Annotated in this window: 1 protein-coding gene; it reads left to right on the top strand. The window is 62.4% G+C overall.

The window, feature by feature from the left end; all coding sequences use genetic code 11:
- The coding region (locus NQ036_RS15535; RefSeq protein WP_257060045.1) for a hypothetical protein at positions 1 to 348 on the top strand (348 nt) is incomplete at both ends.

The raw sequence follows: 348 nt of genomic DNA, 5'->3' as shown, positions 1-348 counted from the left end.
ACCGCGGACACCAGGGCCTGGCAGGACTCACCCCGGCCGAACGGCACGCCGAAGTCCCCACCGCCGACCCTCCCACACCACCGGAACCCATGGACGCCGACGACTGGATCCAGCTGAGAAAAGTCATCCCGAAAACGGCAGCGATCCTCATCGACCGCGTCCGCTACCGGATCGGCAAGGACCACATCGGCACAACGGTCATCATCATGCACAACCTCCGCCACGTCCACGTCTACGACGAGGCGGGAACGCAGATCCTGTCATTCATCAAACCCACCGACCCGCAGACCCACTACGTTGGAAACGGACGCCCCAGAGGATTCCTCAACGATCCGAAATACACGCATC

Origin of the sequence: Brevibacterium sp. 91QC2O2, from assembly GCF_024580695.1 — a bacterium.
In the GTDB taxonomy this organism is placed as follows: domain Bacteria; phylum Actinomycetota; class Actinomycetes; order Actinomycetales; family Brevibacteriaceae; genus Brevibacterium; species Brevibacterium moorei.
This window is presented reverse-complemented; position numbering and strand designations above follow the sequence as displayed.